The 18915-nt window shown below is 58.8% G+C and carries 20 protein-coding genes, 3 tRNA genes, 1 other RNA gene and 1 pseudogene; 23 read left to right on the forward strand and 2 right to left on the reverse strand.

Annotated features, from left to right (window positions below):
- The 6 genes from M0Q23_06555 to M0Q23_06580 form a co-directional block, all read left to right on the forward strand.
- Positions 1-929, forward strand: a 929-nt coding sequence (locus M0Q23_06555; GenBank protein ID MCK9528291.1) for a cation diffusion facilitator family transporter, incomplete at its 5' end; no start/stop codon positions are given.
- A gap of 201 nt (positions 930-1130) precedes the next feature.
- Complete coding sequence (locus tag M0Q23_06560) at positions 1131-2015, forward strand: MBL fold metallo-hydrolase (GenBank protein MCK9528292.1); 885 nt, start codon at positions 1131-1133, stop codon at positions 2013-2015.
- A 137-nt stretch (positions 2016-2152) separates the two neighbouring features.
- Positions 2153-2686: an isochorismatase family protein gene (locus M0Q23_06565; GenBank protein MCK9528293.1), complete on the forward strand. Its 534-nt coding sequence runs from the start codon at positions 2153-2155 to the stop codon at positions 2684-2686.
- A gap of 86 nt (positions 2687-2772) precedes the next feature.
- Complete coding sequence (wrbA, locus tag M0Q23_06570; GenBank protein MCK9528294.1) at positions 2773-3390, forward strand: NAD(P)H:quinone oxidoreductase; 618 nt, start codon at positions 2773-2775, stop codon at positions 3388-3390.
- Position 3391: 1 nt separating this feature from the next.
- Entirely contained in the window at positions 3392-4246 is an 855-nt protein-coding gene (locus M0Q23_06575; protein ID MCK9528295.1) for a zinc-dependent peptidase, read from the forward strand.
- On the forward strand, positions 4191-5093 hold the full coding sequence (locus tag M0Q23_06580; protein MCK9528296.1) for a glycerophosphodiester phosphodiesterase: 903 nt from the start codon (positions 4191-4193) through the stop codon (positions 5091-5093). Before M0Q23_06575 ends, M0Q23_06580 begins: the two co-directional genes overlap by 56 nt.
- Here the strand turns inward: M0Q23_06580 and M0Q23_06585 are convergent.
- Together M0Q23_06585 and M0Q23_06590 are read right to left on the reverse strand one after the other, a co-directional pair.
- On the reverse strand, positions 5079-6308 hold the full coding sequence (locus M0Q23_06585) for an MFS transporter (protein ID MCK9528297.1): 1230 nt from the start codon (positions 6306-6308) through the stop codon (positions 5079-5081). The genes M0Q23_06580 and M0Q23_06585 overlap by 15 nt on opposite strands.
- On the reverse strand, positions 6305-6898 hold the full coding sequence (locus M0Q23_06590; GenBank protein ID MCK9528298.1) for a TonB family protein: 594 nt from the start codon (positions 6896-6898) through the stop codon (positions 6305-6307). The genes M0Q23_06585 and M0Q23_06590 overlap by 4 nt, the downstream gene beginning before the upstream one ends.
- A gap of 123 nt (positions 6899-7021) precedes the next feature.
- Between M0Q23_06590 and tadA the strand changes: the two genes are divergently transcribed.
- From tadA to M0Q23_06675, 17 genes and pseudogenes are all read left to right on the forward strand, one after another.
- On the forward strand, positions 7022-7474 hold the full coding sequence (gene tadA, locus M0Q23_06595) for a tRNA adenosine(34) deaminase TadA (GenBank protein ID MCK9528299.1): 453 nt from the start codon (positions 7022-7024) through the stop codon (positions 7472-7474).
- Positions 7475-7496: 22 nt separating this feature from the next.
- Positions 7497-7590 (forward strand) — tRNA-Ser (locus M0Q23_06600).
- 32 nt (positions 7591-7622) lie between these two features.
- A tRNA-Ser gene (locus M0Q23_06605) sits at positions 7623-7716 on the forward strand.
- A gap of 22 nt (positions 7717-7738) precedes the next feature.
- An RNA gene (gene ffs, locus M0Q23_06610) (signal recognition particle sRNA small type) lies at positions 7739-7836 on the forward strand.
- Positions 7837-7885: 49 nt separating this feature from the next.
- Positions 7886-9592 carry a DNA polymerase III subunit gamma/tau gene (gene dnaX, locus M0Q23_06615; GenBank protein ID MCK9528300.1) on the forward strand — a complete coding sequence of 569 codons (1707 nt, stop codon included), beginning with the start codon at positions 7886-7888 and terminating at the stop codon, positions 9590-9592.
- A gap of 39 nt (positions 9593-9631) precedes the next feature.
- The gene (locus tag M0Q23_06620) at positions 9632-9922 is read left to right on the forward strand and encodes a YbaB/EbfC family nucleoid-associated protein (protein ID MCK9528301.1); all 291 of its coding nucleotides are present in this window, start codon (positions 9632-9634) and stop codon (positions 9920-9922) included.
- Positions 9923-9972: 50 nt separating this feature from the next.
- Positions 9973-10575, forward strand: coding sequence for a recombination mediator RecR (gene recR, locus M0Q23_06625; protein MCK9528302.1), 603 nt, complete (start codon positions 9973-9975; stop codon positions 10573-10575).
- Positions 10576-10583: 8 nt separating this feature from the next.
- Entirely contained in the window at positions 10584-11435 is an 852-nt protein-coding gene (locus M0Q23_06630) for a fumarate hydratase (protein ID MCK9528303.1), read from the forward strand.
- Positions 11432-11974: a FumA C-terminus/TtdB family hydratase beta subunit gene (locus M0Q23_06635; protein MCK9528304.1), complete on the forward strand. Its 543-nt coding sequence runs from the start codon at positions 11432-11434 to the stop codon at positions 11972-11974. The genes M0Q23_06630 and M0Q23_06635 overlap by 4 nt, the downstream gene beginning before the upstream one ends.
- 132 nt (positions 11975-12106) lie before the next feature.
- Positions 12107-12661 (forward strand): 2-oxoacid:acceptor oxidoreductase family protein, encoded by a 555-nt coding sequence (locus tag M0Q23_06640; protein ID MCK9528305.1) that lies wholly within the window; start codon positions 12107-12109, stop codon positions 12659-12661.
- Between the two features lie 24 nt (positions 12662-12685).
- The gene (locus M0Q23_06645; protein MCK9528306.1) at positions 12686-12982 is read left to right on the forward strand and encodes a 4Fe-4S binding protein; all 297 of its coding nucleotides are present in this window, start codon (positions 12686-12688) and stop codon (positions 12980-12982) included.
- A gap of 3 nt (positions 12983-12985) precedes the next feature.
- A complete protein-coding gene (porA, locus tag M0Q23_06650; GenBank protein MCK9528307.1) occupies positions 12986-14164 on the forward strand; it encodes a pyruvate ferredoxin oxidoreductase in 1179 nt (392 codons plus the stop codon).
- A complete protein-coding gene (gene porB, locus M0Q23_06655; GenBank protein MCK9528308.1) occupies positions 14161-15120 on the forward strand; it encodes a pyruvate synthase subunit PorB in 960 nt (319 codons plus the stop codon). Before porA ends, porB begins: the two co-directional genes overlap by 4 nt.
- Before the next feature lie 31 nt (positions 15121-15151).
- Positions 15152-17077, forward strand: a complete 1926-nt coding sequence (locus M0Q23_06660) for an FAD-dependent oxidoreductase (GenBank protein ID MCK9528309.1) — start codon at positions 15152-15154, stop codon at positions 17075-17077.
- A gap of 46 nt (positions 17078-17123) precedes the next feature.
- The gene (locus M0Q23_06665) at positions 17124-17831 is read left to right on the forward strand and encodes a 2Fe-2S iron-sulfur cluster-binding protein (protein ID MCK9528310.1); all 708 of its coding nucleotides are present in this window, start codon (positions 17124-17126) and stop codon (positions 17829-17831) included.
- A gap of 107 nt (positions 17832-17938) precedes the next feature.
- A tRNA-Asn gene (locus tag M0Q23_06670) sits at positions 17939-18014 on the forward strand.
- Positions 18015-18241: 227 nt separating this feature from the next.
- Positions 18242-18685 (forward strand): annotated as a pseudogene (locus M0Q23_06675) (transposase).
- The last annotated feature ends 230 nt before the right edge of the window (positions 18686-18915 follow it).

Here is an 18915-nt window from a genome sequence, read left to right on the forward strand (position 1 = left end):
CCCGGCTGTCTGTCGCGTCCAACACCGGCCTGGTGGCGCTGAAACTGACGGTGGGCGTTTTCACCGGCTCAATGGCCGTCATTTCCGAAGCGATCCACTCGGGCATCGACCTGCTGGCCTCGTTCATAGCCCTGATTTCCGTCAAGGCATCGGCAGTTCCCCCCGACCGGAGTCACCCCTTCGGGCACGAAAAAATTGAAAACATATCCGGTTCCATCGAAGCACTGCTCATTCTCCTGGCCGCGGCATGGATCGTGTATGAATCGATACACAGGCTGATCAACCCGGAACCCGTCTCCTTGATCGGGTTGGGTGCGGCCGTTATGGCTGTTTCAGCGGCAGTGAACCTCCTGGTGTCCAGGAGGCTTTTTGCAATAGGCTACGCCGCGGAATCGGTGGCGCTCCAGGGAAACGCCTGGCACCTGCGGACTGATGTCTATACCTCGCTGGGTGTTCTGGCGGGCCTTCTGCTGATCATGGTTGCCCGCTGGGCGTTTCCGGGTCTCGACGTATACTGGCTTGACCCGCTGGCGGCACTCTGCGTGGCGGTGCTTATCGGTGTGACGGGGTGGCGCGTACTGGTGAAGGCCTTTCGCGACCTGGTCGACGCGCGCCTTCCCGACGATGAAGAAGCGCTTATCCGCTCAATCATAGCTTCGGGACAGCCAAAAGTCCTCGGCTATAATCACCTGCGCACCCGCCGGGCGGGCCGGGTCCGGTTCGTGGAATTCCGCATGAAAGTCGATTCGGGAATGACCGTCGATCAATCCCACAGCCTGGCCGAGGAAGTGACGTCGGCTATACGGAACGAGTTTCCCGGCACCAATGTCTCAATCCACGTGGAACCCTGTGCGGAGAACTGCCGGGGAGGAGCCTGCCCCGAAGGCTGTTTTGTCGGGGTTTCTCCCGGAGAGACACGCCGTTCCTGACCGATACCGGGCCCAAATCAGCGGTGATCGGCCCCGTCTGTCAGACACCGGCGTGTTCCGGGACAAGTCGGCAACCATGGCATCGTTCGACACATTTCTGTAGAGACAGGGGAAAAAGTTTATGGTAGAAGAAAACATTGTTTTTTTCGACTTCATCATCCTTCGGTCATAATGATCTGTATGCCGGGAGGGGGACGGTCTATGATTATTCGGTGCTGGGGTGCCAGGGGATCCGTGGCTGTATCGGGAAGAGAGTACCTGAAATACGGGGGTGACACGACCTGCCTGGAAGTACGGACAAAAAACGATGAAGTTATCATCATCGATGCCGGAACGGGCATACGGCGCCTGGGCAACCAGCTGTTCGATGAAAATCACGATACCTTTCATATGCTCCTCACCCATGTGCACTGGGATCACATCATGGGGTTCCCTTTTTTCAAACCTCTTTACGACAGGAACAGGCGCATCATCTTCCACGGCAGTCCGCTCCCGAATCATTCCATCGAAAAGGTACTCGCGTCGCTGATGAGGGATCCCCTGTTTCCCGTGGACTACGGAATCATCAAGGGCCGCCTGCAGTATGATGACCTTCACCGGGACAGCTTTACCATCGATTCAGTAACGGTCACCCCGATACCGTTGAGCCATCCCAACCAGGGGACGGGATTTCTGTTCAGTGAAGGGGAGGTCGCCTTTGTGTTTCTCACGGACAATGAGTTGACCTACCGCCACCCCGGCGGACTCGATTTCGAGGAATACCGGTCCATTTGCGCCGGGGCCGATCTCCTTATTCATGACGCGGAGTTCAAGGCGGGCGAGTATGAACAGGCCCGCCGGTGGGGGCATTCGGTGTTCACCGACGCCCTGAACCTGGCCCTTGGGGCACGGGTTGCATCACTGGGTTTGTTTCATCATAATCAGGACAGGACCGACGAAGCACTTGACCGGATGGTAGAGGAATGTCGTTCGCGTGTTGAGCGCGACGGGGTGTCGATGGACTGTTTCGCCCTGCCCCAGGACTGGGAAATCGTTCTGGAGGACGGAACCGTTGCGGGATCGATGGCGCGACCGATGATGATCTGACGATGAGTGCCGATTGCAGCCGCTTCCGGCCCGGGCGTGTGTGATTGCCCTTCTGCCCATAATACTCAATTCCCCGGGAAGCCGTTCAACGGCAGGATTGCTTGCCCGGGGACTCACTGTTACGGGGGATTTATACAATGCTCGATCCTTCAACAACGCTACTGGTTATTATAGACGCACAGGAACGCCTGATGCCTGCTGTCCTGGACAGCGAGCGGGTCATCCACAACCTTCAGATCATGATTCGAGGCGCACAATTGTTCAACGTCCCCATCCTGGCTCTGGAGCAGGTCAATCTGGGCCCCATCGTTGCTCCTCTGGCGGAACTTCTGGGGGATACAAGACCCATCGGGAAAAAAAGCTTCAGCGGCTGCGGCGAGCGGACATTCGTTGAGGCGCTTGAGTCGGCGGGACGCCGCCGGATTCTTGTCGGGGGAGCCGAGACGCACATCTGCGTGCACCAGACAGCCCTGGGCCTGCTGGAGCGAGGATACGAGACACTGGTCCTCGAAGACTGCGTGTCCTCACGGACAGCGGCGAACCGGGAAACGGGCCTCCGTCGCATGAACGCCGAGGGAGTCAAGTCAACAAGCGCGGAAATGGCTCTCTACGAGTTGCTCAGAGTGGCCGAGGGTGACGGAATCCGGGCTCTCACCAGGCTGGTCAAGTAGGAACGCCGCGTGTCGGGTCGGAGCACCACGCGCGAAGCGCCGAAGCCGGCGGGTAGTATCTCTCAAATAAAGCGGAGGGAAAAATCATGAAGGTCTCCATCATTTACTATTCTCTTTATGGACATGTCCATGCCATGGCACAGGCGGTGGCGGAAGGGGTTCGAAGCGTCGAGGGGGCGGAGGTGAGCATTCGACGCGTTCCGGAAACTCTTCAACCTGGAATCATTGAAAAATTGGGAGCCCTGAAGGCCCAGGAACAGATGGCCCCGGTTCCCCGGGCAACACTCGAGGATTTGGTGTCCTCCGAGGCGATCATATTCGGAACGCCCACCAGATTCGGCAACATGTGCGGCCAGATGCGCCAGTTTCTGGATTCCACGGGCGGCCTCTGGGCGAAGGACGCCCTGGTGGGAAAAGTGGGAAGTGTTTTTGTCTCTTCGGGAACCCAGCACGGCGGCCAGGAATCGACGATCCTCAGTTTCCACACGAACCTGCTTCACTACGGCATGATCGTGGTCGGTCTGCCTTACAGCTACAAGGGGCAGACGACCGTCGAAGAAGTGGCAGGCGGGTCCCCCTACGGCGCGAGCACCATAGCGGGCCCGACGAACGCCAGGATGCCGAGCGGGAACGAACTGGCGGCGGCCCGCTTCCAGGGAGCCCACGTAGCATCCATCACCAGGAGGCTCACCGCGGGTTTGTGACATGACGTTCTGGATGGCCCTGATCGGCGCGGCAGTTCTCTGGGGCATCATTGCCGCCGGCAGGTCACAGTATGCGCGACGGCGCCGGGAAAGGGCCCTGTCGAAACCATTCCCCGACGAGTGGGAAACCATTCTCGAACGAAGCGTAGCGCTCTATCGCCGCCTGCCGGACCCTTGCAAGATTGAACTCAGAAAGAGAATCCTTCTCTTTCTCGATGAAAAGCGCTTTGAAGGATGCGGCGGTCTCACCCTGACCGATGAAATACGGCTCACCGTCGCGGCACAGGCCTGCCTGCTTGTCATGAACCGGCCGACCCGCAGTGCTTTGTATCCCCGGCTGTCGTCGATCCTGGTTTACCCTGAAGTTTACATGGCGCCCGAATGGATCCCTCTCGACGGCGAGCTCTACATGGAAACCACGGGCGTCCAGTCCGGAGAATCGTGGCAGGAAGGAATGGTGGTGATCGCCTGGAAGGACGCGAAACGGGAATCGAAGAGTACGAAAGGCCCCTATAACGTTGTTATTCACGAATTCGCCCACCAGCTCGACCAGGAAAGCGGATGGGCCGACGGAACGCCCATCCTGCGAAACCGGCGCCAGTATGAAAGGTGGCAGACGATTTCCAGGCGGGAATTTTCGAGACTACGGGAGGAAGGGGGAGGAAGCGACAGCCCCCTGAACGACTACGGAGGACTGGATCCTGCTGAATTCTTCGCCGTGGCCACGGAGACTTTCTTCCAGGATTCCCGGCGCATGGCCGACGGCATTCCCGAGCTGTATGACCAGTTGAAGGACTACTATGGACTCGATCCGGCGGAATGGAACAAGCCGCAGGGCGGAAACGGCCGTGGATGAACGGAAGAGGGCAGGGTGTCCTGAAGATACTCCATGCGTCCACCCTTTTTTGAAAGGCCTTCCCGCTGATCGGGCCTGGGTCGCGGCCCACCGAGGCGGTAGCCGGTGGTGGCCCGAAAACACGATCTACGCCTTTGAACGGGCCCTCGAAGCGGGCGTCCACATGCTGGAAATGGACGTGCGTCTCGCAGCCGACGGCGTGCCCGTGGTTACGCACGACGCGATTGTCGACCGGACCACCAACGGAAGCGGGTCGGTGCGGGCATTCACCTCCCGGCAGCTCCGGCGTCTGGACGCGGCCTGCACGTGGTCCGGCCCCTCCGAACCGGGAAACAGGCCATTCCGGGGTGCGGGTATTTCCATTCCCGGTCTCGAAGATGTTTTCAAGGCCTTTCCGGGGGCCCGCATGGTGATCGAGGTCAAGGAACCGGGCGAGGACAGCGCCGTTGCCGTAGGAGAGTTGGTGCGGCGATACGGCAGGATGGACAGAACCATCGTGGCCTCCTTCCACACGGCGCTCCTTCGATTCTTCCGTGCCCGTTATCCCGAAATAGCCACATCCGCCGGGTATGGCGAAGTGGTCCGTTTCCGGCTTCTTCAGAAGCTGTCTCTTTCGGGCCTGGTCCGGCCCGGCTATGTCGCTCTTCAGGTACCTGAACGGTGGCGGGGAATACCCGTCGTGACGCCTCGCCTTATCAGGGCCGCACGCGCGAAGAGCCTGTCGGTGCACGTGTGGACCGTCAATGACCCCCGCGACATGCACCGGCTGCTCGACATGGGTGTGGAGGCCCTCATTACCGATGATCCGGTCCTCGCCCTTGAAATTACACGATTACGGGTCCGGTGAAGGTACGTTCCGTGCCTGCGCCTTCCGTGAAACCACCATGAGATACAGGATCATGAGAAGGAAGAGGGCGATGATTCCCCCCATGGTGAAATAAACCACACTAAGACTTCGGACCCTTTCGATCCATCCCACGGCATACACGGCCAGAGATCCTACGCCAAAGTAGAGAATGAACTTGATGCCGTAGGCGGTGCTTCTCCACCGTGCCGGGCTGAAGACGGCCACCAGACTGTTTTCTATGGGCTGCATTCCCAGGGAAAAGAAAATGTAAAGGCCGGCCGCCACTATGAGGAACTGCTGGTCAAGAATGCCCATGAGGAGAACAAAGGGCAGGCTGATCAGGTGGAAGAGAAAGTAAAGCAGCCGCAAATCGTGGCGGTCCGCCAGTCTGCCCCCTGCAAGCTGACCGAACATACCGATGCCGAATATGATCGATGCCAGAAAGGTTGCCGCCATTGTGGATGCCCCCGTGATGTGGGGAAGATCGATGGATTGCAGCGCGTTCCAGAGAAAATCGGCCTTCAGCTCGATGTAGGCCGGGAGAACCAGCGTGTTTGCCCGGTAGGCCAGCCCGGCGAGGGTGAAGATGGCACAGAGGACGACGAAATATTTGAGGTTATCATTCGCGTTTTTTCCCGTGCCGGCCGGTGAATCCTGGTGGACCGGCCGCTCATCGATGGGTGTCAGGACAAGCATGACACCCCAGAGCAGAGAAACGATCCCCGCTACGAGGTACACCGACTGCCATCCGGCGGCCCAGTTCATCAGTCCTGCCACGAAAGGGGCGGTTACAAACCCAAGGTTTCCCGCTATGCCGTTGATTCCCAGGGCCATGCCCCGCTTTTTGACGCATCCCGACAGGAGTCCCATCCCCGCGGGGTGATAGATGCCGGCAAAAAGGCCGATAAGCGCCAGGGAGAAACCCATGGAGCGGGGAGTGGTGGAGCATGCCATGGTTATCGAAGCTATACCGAGGCCTGCGAAGAAAACGACCAGGCTTCTGCGGTTGCCCAGGCGGTCTGCGAGAAGGCCCGCCGGAAGGGACGTTATTCCGAAAAGCAGGTACATGGGGAATCCAAGCTTCAGGACATCGGCCAGGCTCATCTCCAGCGACAGCATCAGGGGAATCGCCAGGGAGGGGAAAACGATTTCATAAAAGTGGGTAAGAAAGTGGGCCGCCCCGGTATGGACGACTATCCTGGATTCATTGTTCATGGGATGGATTCATCGTTGACGCCGTAGTTGAATTCCGCGATCACGTTGAGGCGGTTCAGGTTGTACTCCTTCGGCAGGTCTTCAAAGGGGGCAGCCGACAGGACGGCCCGGAGAGACTCCCCATCCAGATGACGGTTTCCCGAGGGCTTGAGTACGAGGGCGTCCGTGCAGTCGCCCCGCCCGGAAATGGAGAACCGGATCACCACCGTTCCGACGCCTTCATGAAAGCCCGCTTCAGGGGGATAGCGCCATTCACGGTCTATCCGTTGCCGAAGCCGCGTCAGGTAGTCGTCATAGGGGGTTTCATTTCTGCCGAGGATTATCGTGTCTTCGCAAAAGCCCCGTTCTCCGGCGTCCGGGCGAAGGGATTGTGTCGACACGAATCCTGCCTCCGTGGTATCCTCACGCACCGCGATATGTTCCGCCCGAAGAATGTCGGGCGCATCGGCCAGGTGGACCACGACAGGATCCGCCGTCCTGTCCCGGCAGCCCTCGGTGTTCAGGGGATTGAGCGCGATGAATCCCAAAAGAAGACCGTGGCCCGCGACAGACAACATGACGGCGGGAATGAACATGGTGTATGATGGCATGATTCCGCAACTCCGTGATGCATCATAGCGAAGGGACCGCCTGGAGGCAAGAGCTGTTTTTCGACGGCTGAACCCCGGCGATAAAGCCGGAAAGCAGTATTACAACCAGTGCAGGAGTTGTCCATGACGGAAGATGAACGTTTTATGACGGTCGCTCTCGAAGAGTGCCGCAAGGCCGCCGCCATGGGTGAGGTTCCCGTGGGAGCCGTCGTCGTTCGCGACGGTGTCATCCTCTCCCGGGCACACAACAGTCCCCTCTCGAGCCGGGATCCCACGGCCCATGCCGAGATCAGCGCCCTGCGGCTCGCGGCCGCCCGGGAAGGCAATTACCGCCTGCCGGGGACGACGCTCTATGTCACCATCGAACCCTGTGTCATGTGCGCGGGAGCGATTGTCCAGGCACGGGTTTCACGAATCGTCTACGGTGCCCGCGACCCGAAGGGAGGGGCCGTCCGTTCGCTCTACACCGTCTTCGATGACGGGAAAGTAAATCACGTGCCCCGTGTGACCGGCGGCGTTCTCGAGGAGGAGTGCCGGGAAATTATGAGTAGATTTTTCCGTCAAAAGAGGGTATGAAACGACGTTTGGATGTTCCCGCGGAGAGATACCGAAGTGGTCGTAACGGGGTCGACTCGAAATCGACTTGGGGGCCAAAAGCCCTCACGGGGGTTCGAATCCCCCTCTCTCCGCCATTTGATGATGGCCTTCACGCTGAAGTGTTCACGGAGGGATGTCCGAGAGGCTGAAGGAGCACGACTGGAAATCGTGTGTACGCCCACAAAGGTGTACCGGGGGTTCGAATCCCCCTCTCTCCGCCATTGTATTCAGTCGGTACATGATAGCCGGGTCCCGGGGAACGACGAACTGTGAACCCCGTCAGGTCCGGAAGGAAGCAGCGGCAGCGGTCCCGGCGTTTGCTTCGGGGTGGCCCGGCTATCAGTATTTCGATGGGGCGTGACGCGTCCTGTCGTTCGGGGGAGTGTTTTAATGGAATATGTCGTTCTGGCCCGTTCATGCAGACCTCAGACCTTCAGCGAGGTTGTGGGCCAGGATCACGTGGTCAAGACCTTGCGCAACGCCATACGCATGGACAGAACGGCCCATGCCTACCTGTTCAGCGGGCCCCGGGGAACGGGGAAAACCACGGTGGCCCGCATCATGGCAAAGGCCGTCAATTGCCGCGACCGGACCACAGAGGAACCATGCTGCCTCTGTACGAGCTGCCTGGAAATACGGGACGGCATTTCCATCGATGTCCGCGAGATCGACGGCGCCTCGAACCGGGGTATCGACGAGATTCGTGAACTCAAGGAAAACATCAGGTTCGCGCCCGTTTCCTCCCCGCGCAAAATCTACATCATCGACGAAGTCCACATGCTCACCAAAGAGGCCTTCAACGCGCTCCTGAAAACCCTGGAAGAGCCGCCTGCCCATGTCATGTTCATGTTCGCCACTACAGAGCTCTTCAGAGTCCCCGCCACCATACTCTCCCGGTGTCAACACTTCGACTTCAGAAGGATATCCACGGGGATGATCCAGAAAAACCTCTCCTCCATAGCCACCGGGGAAGGAGTCGCCATCAGTGACCGCGGCCTCGCCTGGATCGCCCGGGGAGGCGAGGGGAGCCTCAGGGATGCCCAGAGCCTCTTTGACCAGGTCATATCCTACGCCGGAAAGACCATTGACGACTCCGACATCGAAAGCATCCTGGGCATAACGGGACGGCGGTACGCGGCCCGACTGTCCCGGGCCGTGCTGGAAAAAAATGCGGGACAATGTCTTGAAATAATTGATGAATTATACTACGCGGGTGAAGATATCCGACAGTTCTACGAAGCCTTCACCCGGCACATGATGGGAATCCTCACGGCCCACCTTTCGAAGGACACCGAACTGCTCGCCGACTTCACCGGAGAGGAGCGGGAAGAACTGAGAAACCAGGCCGGCATGGCATCCGAAAAAACGCTTGAACGGCTCCTGGACATACTCCTGGCCGGTGACGAAGACACGCGGAGATCGTCGAATCCCCGGATCGTCTTCGAGTATCTCCTGGTAAAAATGGCTATTCTGGAGCCGGTCATTCCCGTTGATGACATGATCGATCGCCTGGAGGGCCTTGAAGCACGTATCGTATCGGGCGGGAGCCGGGACACGGTGAAAGCGGGGGATGATCGGAAGGCGGCGAAATCGGTGCGAGCCATGGAGGATCGGGAGGGAGACATCGCCGAGGCACCACCGGCGCCCCGGGAGGGATACCTTCCGGACGAAACGTATCAGCCGCCACGGTTCGAGCCGGGAGACGATCTGTGGGTTTCCTTCAAGGAACGGCTGAGACAGGAAAATCCCATCGTGTACTCCAAGCTGTCCGCCGGCGAACATCTGGCTACGGAGGGCGACATCCTCAGAGTCGGCTTTCCCCCGGGCTTCCTCTTTCTTGACCACCTGCGGGAACCTGAATCGGAACAGCTCATGAACCGCCTGGCCACACAGTGCGCCGGTCGCCCGATGATCATCCGCGTAGAGGAGACGGACAAAGGGGGAAGTGAAAACGGGTCCGCGGGAACCCGGAAAACGAAGAGATCCGTGGATCAGTTGAAAAGCGAGGCCCTGCGGCATCCTATGGTTCAGAAGGTCATGGATGTCTTCGAGGGCGCCGAGATACGGGATGTAAAGATAGTCGACGGAAGTTCATGACAAGGAGGCAGACAGGTGGCGCAGAATTTCGGAAAATTGATGAAACAGGCTCAGCAGATGCAGGCGAAAATGTTGCAGCTGCAGGAAGAGCTGGGTGAAAAGACCGTGGAGGCTTCCGCCGGCGGAGGCATGGTGACTGCCGTGGTGAATGGAAAATATGAACTTGTGGCGCTTGCAATAGAACGGAGCGTGGTTGATCCCGAGGATGTGGAGATGCTCCAGGACCTCGTCGTGGCGGCCGTCAATGAAGGCATCCGCAAGGCCCAGGAGATGACCCAGGAGGAGATGGCCAGGATCACGGGTGGAATGAACATCCCCGGGTTGACCTGAGCGAAACGCCGTTTCCACGGTAAGGCACGGCGCGAGAAAGAAGGTGCACTATGGCGGGATACCCCCTGCCGATCAGGGTTCTCATAGAGGAATTGAGCCGGTTTCCGGGAATAGGGGAAAAAACTGCGGCGCGGCTGGCGGCCTATGTGCTGCAGGCGTCGACAGACGATATGGAGCGCCTGGCCGACAGTATCCTGGAAGTGAAGAAGAAAATCAGGATCTGCTCCATTTGTTTCAATCTGGCGGAGCGGGAACTCTGCGATGTGTGTAACGATGAATCCCGGGACCGGGGAGTGATCTGCGTCGTCGAAGACACGGACACCCTGGTGGTCATAGAAGACAGCGGCGGGTTTTCAGGGACCTACCACGTCCTTCATGGAGTTCTCTCTCCCGCCGAGGGGATCGGTCCCGAGCAGCTTCGTCTGGACGACCTGGTCAGACGCGTCACCACCGACGGCGTCGTTCGGGAAGTGTTCGTGGCCACCAACCCCAGTGTCCAGGGAGAAACAACGGCCCTTCTCATCAAGCGGCTCCTGGAAGACACGCCGGTAATGGTCACCAGGATCGCCCTCGGCGTTCCCCTGGGAGGAAGCCTCAAGTACGTCGACCGGATGACCATGGCCAAGGCCATAGAATTCAGGCGGGGAGTATAGGAAGGCCGATGGGGACTGTCAGGACCATACAGGCCGCGGAGATCACCGAAGCCGTCCGTGATCTTTTCATACGGGCAAACAGCGATCTCGGCGACGATGTGCTCGATGCCCTGAAACAGGCGCTTCTGCGTGAGGACTCGCGGCTCGCGCGCTCCGCCCTGGTGACCATAATAGAAAACATTACCGTGGCCCGGGAAGAATCCCTGCCCCTTTGTCAGGACACGGGGCTTGCCGTCATATTCGCCGAGGTGGGCCAGGACATCCATGTCGGAGGAGGGGATTTCAACGAAGCGCTCCAGGAGGGCGTACGACGGGCCTATACTGAGGGATACCTGAGAAAGTCCCTGTGCGATCCTCTGACGAGGCAGAACACGGGTGACAACACCCCCGCCGTAATACACACCGAAATCGTTCCGGGCGACCGGATACGCATCACCGCCATGCCCAAAGGCGGAGGCAGTGAAAACATGAGCGTCGCCCGCATGCTTGTTCCTTCGGCGGGGCTGGAAGGTATAAAACAACTGGTTATTGAGACAGTCCGTCAGGCGGGCCCCAATGCCTGCCCGCCCGTTACCGTCGGCGTGGGAATCGGGGGATCCCTGGAAAAGTCGGCCATCCTGGCGAAAAAAGCCTTGATGCGGCCGCTCGATCCCGACGGCGGGGGGGAGGAGCGGCTTCGTCTGCTGGAACGGGACATTCTCGACGGTATCAACAACCTTGGAATCGGGCCCCAGGGCTACGGCGGCACCGTGACCGCCCTGGCGGTTCATGTGGAGATGTCGCCCTGTCACATATCGAGCCTCCCCGTGACGGTAAACCTGCAGTGCCACGCGTCACGGCACCGGGACATAATCTTGTGAGCAAAGTCATCGTCGCCGATACCCCCTTCACCGAGAAGGTGCGTCGAAGCCTCAGGATCGGGGACCGGGTTCTGTACACAGGATCCATGGTCACCGCCCGGGATGTGGCCCACCGGAGGCTCTGCGAGGCATTGGGAGAGGGCCGTGAACTCCCCGTCAATCTTGAAGAAGCGGTTGTTTTTTACGCGGCGCCGGCACCGACGCCGCCCGGACGGATCATCGGCTCCATCGGCCCCACCACAAGCGGACGCATGGACCGGTACACGCCCTTTTTCATCGAAAGAGGTCTTCGAGTCATGATCGGGAAGGGAAAGCGGTCTCCCGAGGTCCGTGACGCCATCGTACGGTATGGAGCCGTCTATTTCGGGGCCCCCGGCGGTACGGCGGCCCTGCTGGCACGAACCGTACGCTCCGTGAGAACGATCGCCTATGAAGACCTCGGCCCCGAAGCCATCATAGAACTCACCGTCGTCGATTTCCCGCTCCTGGTTATTAACGACTGCCACGGCGGCGACCTTTACGAGCGGGCATCCCGCTGAAACCGCCTGAATACGGGCCTTCAGGGCTGTATGGCGGCCCGGCCGACGTATTTACCGGGAAAAGTTTTGTTGACACCACCGCGGATATTATTTATAGGGCTTTCTTTAATAAAACGCAGGGAGATGTGCTGTATGGTTGAAATACGGTGGCACGGACGGGGCGGCCAGGGAGCGGTGACATCCGTTGAGATGTTCGCGTTGGCCGCTATAGAGGAGGGCAAATTCGCCCAGGGATTTCCAAGCTTCGGCCCTGAACGCCGGGGAGCTCCCGTGGCGGCCTTCAATCGGGTGGACACGAAACGAATCAAGGTGCGGTCCGGTATTTATCAGCCTGACGTAGTGGTGGTACTCGACCCCAGTCTTATGGGAACGGTCAACGTTATCGACGGACTCAAAGAAGATGGAATCCTTATTGTCAATACGGCCGACAGCCCCGATGGAATCAGAAAACGGACGGGCTTCAAGGGCACCATCGCCACGGTAGATGCCGGCCACATTGCCCGGGAAGAGCTGGGCGTTCCGATTACCAACACGACCATGCTGGGTGCCCTCATGCGTGCCACGAACCTTGTGAAAATGGAGTCGGCTGAAGAACCTCTGAAGGAACGCTTCGGGCGGCTGGCTCCGCGAAACGTGAAAGCCATGGCGAGGGCATACAAAGAATTGAAGATATCGAAAGCAGCCTAAACGATCAACTGAAGGTGGAATCCCATGAAAGAGAAAAAAAAGTGGCCGGAAGACTGGCAGGATATCACTCCCGGCATGATGGTCTTCGAGCCGGGCAACGCCCGGCAGTATCACACCGGAGCATGGCGGGCGGATCGGCCGATCTTTGACGAGAGTAAGTGCATACGGTGCGGCGTCTGCTACATCTACTGTCCCGAGGGATGCGTTTACCAGAAGGCGGACGGATACTTCGAGGCTGATCTCGACTACTGCAAGGGCTGCGGAATCTGTGCCCATGAATGCTGGCCCCGGGCAATCACAATGGTCGAGGAGGAGGTGTAGCCCATGTCGAAACGAATTGGAATGGAAATAGCCATAGCCGCCGCCGAGGCCGTCGCGCTCTGCCGTCCCGAAGTCATCGCGGCCTATCCCATCACGCCCAACACGCACATACCGGAGCATCTTTCCGACATTGTCGCCGCCGGGAGGCTTGACTCGGAATTCATCTGTGTCGAGTCGGAGCACTCGGCCCTGAGTGCCTGTTGCGGCGCCTCGGGTGCAGGTGCCAGGACCTTTACGGCCACCAGTTCCCAAGGTCTTGCCTATATGTCGGAAATTGTACCCATCGTTCCGGCCATGCGGCTTCCCGTAGTGATGATCATCGGAAACCGCGCCCTTTCGGGACCGCTCAACATCTGGAACGATCTGAGCGATATCATGTACCAGCGCGATGCCGGGTGGATATCCTTTTTCGCCAACAACGGCCAGGAAGTGATCGACATGGCCATACAATCCTTCAAGATCGCCGAACACAAAGATGTCATGCTCCCGGTGAACCTCAATCTGGACGGGTTCCAGCTCACCCATGTGGTGGAACCCATGGACATGCCCGACCAGGAAGAAGTGGACGCCTTTCTTCCCCCTTTCAAACCCATCGCGACGCTTCATCCCGACAAGTACGTGTCCATGGGGAACCTCGGCTTGCCGGACATCTACAACGAAGCGGCCATGGTCAAGGACGTGTTGCTGAAGAACTCAAAGAAGGTCATTCTCGAGGTCTGGAAAGAGTGGAAGCAGACCTTCGGCCGCTCCTACGAACCCGTTGAGGGACACAAGGCCAGGGGCGCGGATATCCTGCTTCTTGCCATGGGCTCCATGGCAGAAACGGCAGAAGTGGCCGTGAACGAATTGAGGAACAAGGGTGTTTCCGTGGGTCTTCTCAACCTGCGTCTCTGGCGGCCCTTTCCTTTCGAGGAGTTGAGAAAGGCCGTCAAGGGATGCAAGGTACTCGTGGTGCTCGACCGGGCCGTGTCCTACGGTGGTCCGGGAGGTCCGGTTTTCGCGGAGATCCGGTCGGCCCTGTACGATCAGCCGGACAGGCCCTTCGTGATGAACCGGATTATCGGACTCGGCGGCAGAGACATGGCCGTTGCCGACTTCGTGGAGATCGTCGGGAAGGCCCGGAAGGCCCTGACGGCGAAACCCAGTAAAGACTACGAAATATACGGTGTGAGGGGATCATGAATATAGTCGAAAACTTTGATCTGTACGCCCCGAAGCTTACGGATAGAAAAGAGTATTTCAGTCAGGGACACCGCGCCTGCCAGGGATGTGGTGAAGCGCTGGCCATACGGCTCATGTGCAAGGCCCTGGGCAAGGACACGATTATCGTCAACGCCACGGGATGCATGGAAGTCGTATCCTCCATGTATCCCACCAACGCCTGGCAGCTTCCCTGGATCCATGTCGCCTTTCCAAACGCGGCATCGGTGGGAGCCGGCGTCGAGTCGGCCCTGAAAATTCTCCGGCGCAAGGGAAAGATCGCCGACCGGGACGTAAAGACCGTCTGCATCGGCGGTGACGGCGGGACCTTCGATATCGGATTCCAGGCCCTCTCAGGCACCATGGAGCGGGGCCACGACGTTCTCTACGTCTGCCTTGACAACGAGGCCTACATGAACACGGGTATTCAGAGATCCGGCGCGACGCCCTTCGGCGCGTCCACCACGACGGACCCGGCCGGGCCCGTCAGCATCGGCAAGAGCCAGTGGAAGAAAAACATCGCCGAAATCATGGTTGCCCACGACGTGTCGTACGTTGCCACAGCCTGCCATAGTTATCCCGTTGATTTTATGAATAAAGTTAAAAAAGCACGGGCGGTGAAGGGTCCCAGTTTCATTCACTGCCTGACCGTCTGTCCCACGGGATGGAGAACGCCTACATCGGAGTGCATCAAAATGGGACGGCTCATCGTTGAGACGGGAGTATTCCCCCTCTACGAGGTGGAGGACGGCAAATATCGCATGACATACCGGCCGGAGCCTCTCAAGCCCGTCGAGTTATACATCAAGAAGCAGGGACGGTTCCGGCATCTTACACCGGACAGGATCCAGACTATCCAGGAACGTGTCAATCTCGAGTACCGAAAGCTGATCGACAAGGTCGAAGGGCTTCATTCCTGGAAAGAACTCGCTGATTAATGACGAAGACAACTCATAAGGTGATTCAGGCATGAAGAAAATAGCATTCAGTAGTTGGGACGGAAAAATAATAGACAACCGGAAGGGTCCTTCGTCAAAGGCGAAAGCGGTGGAGCCCCTGTTTCCCCGCCTGAGTTCGGGCGCTCCGGCATCGGCGATCATGGGCTGGAACGGCCTGGTCCTGGGAGACGCGGCGGCTGACGTACCCGCGCTTTCAATGGCCTATCTGAAGGAAGCCAGGAAAATTTCCTGCGGCGAGTGCTCCGTATGTATGCTGGGGATAGACACGCTTCTGGACATGATGGATGACCTTGCGGCGGGAACGGCCGACAAAACCGTTCTCTCCGAAATGGAACATATCGCCCGACAGGCTGCGGCAACCAGCAAGTGTGCCTTCGGCCGGACGGTCTTCACGCCCTTCACCGATGCCCTCAAGTATTTCAAGGCGGATTTTCAGGCGCTTGCAAAGGGAGACCGGAAGCTCAACGGCGGAGCCTACGGTGTGTCGGTAACGGCTCCCTGCATAGAAGCATGTCCCGCAGGACTGGACATCCCGGGATATATAGAACTGATCAGAAACGGCCGTTTCGCCGAGTCCCTGGACCTCATCCGCGAGCGGTGCATCATGCCCGGAACAATCGGAAGGGCCTGCACCCACCCCTGCGAAGCGGCCTGCGTACGCTGTGACCTGGATGAACCGCTTGCCATCAGGCTTCTCAAGCGGGCCGCCTCGGACCAGAAACCGGAAAGCGGTGCCACCTCACTGAAAGTCCCCGACCGGGAAAAAGAAGAGAACGTCGCCGTTATCGGTGCGGGACCCGCCGGCCTCGCCGCGGCCTATCATCTTCGACGCCGGGGCTACGGCGTCACCATCTTTGAAGCGCTCCCCCGGGCGGGCGGCATGGGCACCGCCGGCATACCCGAATACCGGGTTCCCTCCGGCGTGGTAAGCCACGAGGTCGATCTCATAAAGAGAACGGGAGTCAAGATCTACCTCAACACAAAAATCGAAAAACTGGATATGAAAGAGTTCCGGAAGAAGGGATTCAAGGCCGTGTTTGTCGCCGTGGGCGCCCACAAAGGCAATGCCATGGGCGTCGAGGGCGAAGACGAGAAATGTGAAGGACTCGTGGACGGTGTCGAATTCCTGCGGGAACTGAATCTCGGAAAAACTGTTGAGCCCCGCAAAAAAGTCGTCATTATCGGCGGGGGAAACGTTGCTCTCGACTGTGCCCGAAGCTGCAGGCGTCTCGGCTTTAGCAACGTGGAAATCATCTACCGGCGGACACGCAAGGAAATGCCCGCCGGCGTGGAAGAGGTCGAGGGAGCCCTCGAGGAGGGCGTGAAAATAACCTATCTGGCGGCCCCCGTCGCGATCATCGCGGAGAAGGGTGTTTTCAAGGCCCTGGAATGCAGGAAAATGAAGCTGGGCGACCCCGACGAAAGCGGACGGCGGCGGCCCGTGCCCGTAAAGGGATCAGAATACCGGGTCAAGGCCGACATGGTCATATCCGCCATCGGTCAGAGCCCGGTCATTCCGGTGGTGGGCGGTTCGAAAAAACTCGACCTGACGAAATGGGGAACGATCGAGGCGGATCCGGTCACCTTTGAAACGTCGATACCCGGCGTTTTCGCCGGCGGCGACTGTGTTCTCGGTCCGGCAACGCTGATCGAAGCCCTGGACGCCGGTAACCGCGTGGCCGCGAGCATCGACGCGTGGCTGCAGGGAGAGCCGGCCCCCCGGGACGAGCTGTCCTTTGACGGCGTGGATTTCAAGAAACGGCGGACAACGGGGTTCGTCGCCCCGGAGCCCGCCGGACCGGTGGTCCACCTGGACGCGGAAGAACGCGTCGGCGGTTTCGAGGAAGTCGAAGGAGGCTACAGTGCCGTCCAGGCCATGGCCGAAGCGAAACGCTGCCTGAGATGCTACCGGGTCGTTGTCTGGAGCCGGGCATAGCACGAACGTACACGAACCATGATTTTATGAAAAGAAGGGGAAAAGAATGGTTACCATACACATAGACGGGCGCACGGTCAAGGCGGCGGAAGGTACAACGGTACTGCAGCAGGCACGGGAGCTGAACATACCGATTCCGACCCTGTGCCATAACGAAAACCTCAGTCCCTTCGGTGCCTGCCGGCTCTGCACGGTTGAAGTGAAAACCAACGGCAAATGGCAGCTTGCGGCATCCTGCACCACGCCGGTGAACGAAGGCATGGAAATACGAACCGGATCGGAGGCAATCGCGGAGAACCGCAAACTGGCGGCATCCCTTCTGTACCGGAAATATCCCGGTACCGAGGCGGTTCGGGCCATGGCGGCATCTCTGGGCGTGGAAGTGCCCCGAGAAGAGGGAACCGACCACGACTGTATACTCTGCGGGCTCTGTGTCCGCGCCTGCCGGGAAATCGTTGGAGTGTCGGCGCTTACCTTCGAAGACCGCGGCCTCAACCGCGCCATAGATGAACCGGCCATCATCTTCGACCCCAGGGCCTGCATCGGCTGCGGCTCCTGTGTCGTCGTCTGCCCGACGGGCTACGTGAAGATGGAAGAAGACGGCGACCGGAGAATCATCTGGAACAAGGTATTCAAAATGGTTCCCTGTGCCGAATGCGGACGCTACTTCGCGCCGGAAGAACAGCTCGCGTGGATATCAAAAAAGACAGGCGTTCCCTTCACCGAACTCACTACCTGCACGAGCTGTCGGTAACAGGCGAAAAGGGTTGAAAAAATAAAAAGACTCTGGTAGAAGGCTTCTCCTGTCCGGAGAGCCTTCTTAATGATTGAAGAAACAACGCTCTTTGCATCAGTGAACATTCCCCAGTAGCTCAGTCGGTAGAGCAGATGGCTGTTAACCATCGGGTCCGTGGTTCGAGTCCGCGCTGGGGAGCCAGCAACAAATGCAACCCTCTTTAAACCGGTTGCTTAACGAATAAAGCCCCGCATCTCCGATGCGGGGCTTCGTCGTCTAAGGGTACAAAAGGGAAGTGCTCCCAGAAGCCCCGTCCCCTCTCCCGCCAGTGACACAAGATATGATACATTACCCCCTGTGTCAGGATAGTTGTCGCATGATCTAGATCTTTGTATAATGGATTTTCCTTGGGGGCGGAGGAGGATCGGATCATGCAATATTCGAAAGAGCGTAAAGAAGCTGTTCTGAAGAAAATGATGCCACCGCACAACCGGTCGATCGTCGCGCTGGCCAGAGAGGAAGGCATCAGCAAGGCCACCCTGTACATCTGGCGGCGGCAGGCGCGTGAGCGAGGGTTGTTGCTTCCCGACTCGGATAGCGCTCCCGAGGGCTGGAGCTCGCGTGACAAGTTCAATGCCGTTGTTGAGAGTGCCGGCATGAACGAGGCCGAGTTGGCCGAGTACTGTCGCCGGAAGGGGCTGTATCCGGAGCAGTTGGCGTAGTGGCGGCGTGCCTGCGAGACGGCCAACGACTGGGACCGTGAGTCGAACCGACATCTAAAAAGCGAGCAGAAGGCTGATCGCAAGCGCATCCGCCAGCTCGAGCGGGAGCTGCATCGCAAGGAGAAGGCGCTGGCAGAAGCCGCGGCACTGTCCGGGTCATCGCCCCACATCCCCGGGCCCAACCCGTGAAGGCGACTGGCGCTGAAAGTAGAGATGAGGGGATGAAAGAGTAAAGGAAATGCAAATGACGTTGAATATAGCGGTGGCTTCCGGTACGCTGGGATTCCTACACAGGCATCCGAAAATCTAAAAAGAGAATTCCACCGACCCCTACTACGACAGGAGAGCGATACGGACAAAACCGAAATCAGCGCCATCGT

The sequence above is a fragment of the Syntrophales bacterium genome (assembly GCA_023228425.1).
GTDB lineage: Bacteria > Desulfobacterota > Syntrophia > Syntrophales > UBA2210 > MLS-D.

Coding starts and splice junctions, on each gene's coding strand:
- M0Q23_06560 (MCK9528292.1), top strand. CDS start 1,131: ATGATTATTCGGTGCTGGGGTGCCAGGGGATCCGTGGCTGTATCGGGA.
- M0Q23_06575 (MCK9528295.1), top strand. CDS start 3,392: ATGACGTTCTGGATGGCCCTGATCGGCGCGGCAGTTCTCTGGGGCATC.
- M0Q23_06620 (MCK9528301.1), top strand. CDS start 9,632: ATGAAACAGGCTCAGCAGATGCAGGCGAAAATGTTGCAGCTGCAGGAA.
- porB (MCK9528308.1), top strand. CDS start 14,161: ATGAATATAGTCGAAAACTTTGATCTGTACGCCCCGAAGCTTACGGAT.
- wrbA (MCK9528294.1), top strand. CDS start 2,773: ATGAAGGTCTCCATCATTTACTATTCTCTTTATGGACATGTCCATGCC.
- M0Q23_06660 (MCK9528309.1), top strand. CDS start 15,152: ATGAAGAAAATAGCATTCAGTAGTTGGGACGGAAAAATAATAGACAAC.
- M0Q23_06565 (MCK9528293.1), top strand. CDS start 2,153: ATGCTCGATCCTTCAACAACGCTACTGGTTATTATAGACGCACAGGAA.
- recR (MCK9528302.1), top strand. CDS start 9,973: ATGGCGGGATACCCCCTGCCGATCAGGGTTCTCATAGAGGAATTGAGC.
- M0Q23_06630 (MCK9528303.1), top strand. CDS start 10,584: ATGGGGACTGTCAGGACCATACAGGCCGCGGAGATCACCGAAGCCGTC.
- M0Q23_06590 (MCK9528298.1), bottom strand. CDS start 6,898: ATGCCATCATACACCATGTTCATTCCCGCCGTCATGTTGTCTGTCGCG.
- M0Q23_06640 (MCK9528305.1), top strand. CDS start 12,107: ATGGTTGAAATACGGTGGCACGGACGGGGCGGCCAGGGAGCGGTGACA.
- M0Q23_06665 (MCK9528310.1), top strand. CDS start 17,124: ATGGTTACCATACACATAGACGGGCGCACGGTCAAGGCGGCGGAAGGT.
- tadA (MCK9528299.1), top strand. CDS start 7,022: ATGACGGAAGATGAACGTTTTATGACGGTCGCTCTCGAAGAGTGCCGC.
- M0Q23_06580 (MCK9528296.1), top strand. CDS start 4,191: ATGGACTCGATCCGGCGGAATGGAACAAGCCGCAGGGCGGAAACGGCC.
- porA (MCK9528307.1), top strand. CDS start 12,986: ATGTCGAAACGAATTGGAATGGAAATAGCCATAGCCGCCGCCGAGGCC.
- dnaX (MCK9528300.1), top strand. CDS start 7,886: ATGGAATATGTCGTTCTGGCCCGTTCATGCAGACCTCAGACCTTCAGC.
- M0Q23_06585 (MCK9528297.1), bottom strand. CDS start 6,308: ATGAACAATGAATCCAGGATAGTCGTCCATACCGGGGCGGCCCACTTT.
- M0Q23_06645 (MCK9528306.1), top strand. CDS start 12,686: ATGAAAGAGAAAAAAAAGTGGCCGGAAGACTGGCAGGATATCACTCCC.